2 protein-coding genes are annotated in these 1,614 nt (G+C 76.4%); both read left to right on the top strand.

Annotated features, from left to right (window positions below; translation table 11 throughout):
* Positions 1 to 315 (top strand): DUF6807 family protein (locus ACXJKG_RS21050; protein ID WP_456847662.1); only part of this gene is annotated, 315 nt, incomplete at its 5' end.
* Positions 312 to 1,451, top strand: a complete 1,140-nt coding sequence (locus tag ACXJKG_RS21045) for a Gfo/Idh/MocA family protein (protein ID WP_456847661.1) — start codon at positions 312 to 314, stop codon at positions 1,449 to 1,451. The genes ACXJKG_RS21050 and ACXJKG_RS21045, both read left to right, overlap by 4 nt.
* The last annotated feature ends 163 nt before the right edge of the window (positions 1,452 to 1,614 follow it).

The raw sequence follows: 1,614 nt of genomic DNA, 5'->3' as shown, positions 1-1,614 counted from the left end.
GACGTGACGACCGTGCTGGGCGAGGGGCTGGTGGGCGAGGAGGCCGTGCACGGCAGCCTGTCGCCGTGGCTCGCGTTCGTGCAGCGGCGGGAGACCGCGACGACCACGGTGCTGCTGGTGCAGCCGCCGGCGCAGCTGCGCCCGTGGTTCGCGCGCGTCTCCGAGTACGTCGGCGCCGGACCGGCGCTCGCCTGGGACCGGGTGGTCGACGTGCCCGACGGGGGACGGCTCGACCTCGGGCTCGCCGCCGTCGTGGTGGACCGGGCCCTGGGTGCCGACGAGRCCGCCGAGCTGGCCGGGCAGGCGTGGCGATGAGCGCGCTGCCCGAGACCGCGACCGACGTCCCCACGATCGCCGTCGTCGGCGTGCACGGGCACGGCGCCTCCCACGTCCGCCACGTCACCGACCTGCAGGAACGCGGTCTCGCGACCCTCGCGGCGGTGGTCGACCCCCGGCCCGTCGACGGAGACGTGCCCTGGTTCCCCGACCTCGACTCCCTGCTGACGAACGCCCGGCCCGACGTCGTCGTCCTCGCGACCCCGATCCCGACGCACCTGCCGCTGGCGTCGGCGGCCCTGCGCGCGGGCTGCGACGTCCTGCTCGAGAAGCCGACGACGGCGTCGCTGGCCGAGCACGCCGAGCTGCTCGCGGTGGTCGAGGAGACGGGCCGCCGCTGCCAGGTCGGGTTCCAGACCTACGGGTCGGGGGCCGTCGACGAGCTCGCGCGCATCGTCGGCTCCGGCGAGCTGGGGGAGGTCACCGGGGTGGGGGCCGTCGGCACATGGGTGCGCGACGAGGCCTACTACGCCCGGGCCGCGTGGGCCGGCCGGCGGACGTTGGACGGCGTCGAGGTGGTCGACGGCGTGGTCAGCAACCCGCTCGCGCACGCGGTCGCGACGGCGCTGCTGCTGGCCGGCGCGAGGACGGTCGAGGACGTCGTCGACGTGCGGGTGGACCTGTTCCACGCGCACCCGATCGAGGCCGACGACACCTCCGCCGTCGTCGTCGAGACACGCTCCGGCATCCGCGTGTCCGCCGGGCTGACCCTGTGCGCACCCGTGCAGTCCCGCGCCCGGGTGACGGTCCTGGGCACGCTGGGCACCGCGACGCTGCTGTACGAGACCGACGAGATCGACGTGCGTTCGCCCCGCGGCACCCGCCGGATCCGKTCCGGGCGCGTGGACCTGCTGAGCCAGCTCCTCGAGGCCCGCGCCGACCCGACGATCGCGCTGCGGTGCTCGGTCGCGGACACCGGCGCGTTCCTGCGCGTGCTCGAGGCCGTGCGGACCGCGCCCGACCCCGCGCCCGTGCCGTCCGAGCTCGTCGAGTGGCGCGGGGAGGGCCCCGCACGGCACCCGGTGATCGCGGACGTCGAGCACTGGTGCGCCCGGGCCGCCGACGAGGGCGCCACGTTCACGGAGCTGGGCGCCCCGTTCGCCGTCGGTCGCTGACCTCCCGCACGGCCGGGCTCGTCCGCGACGATCTCGTCCGCGGCCCAGCTCGCACTGGCCCGTCCCCCGCGTGCCCAGGAGAACGACGGGTGCACGCGGACGACCCGCCGCGGCGCGTGCGTGCACCGTCCGGCCCCGTGGGCGCACGAGAACAACATGGGAC

The sequence above is a fragment of the Cellulomonas sp. P5_C6 genome, assembly GCF_054049635.1.
This window is presented reverse-complemented; position numbering and strand designations above follow the sequence as displayed.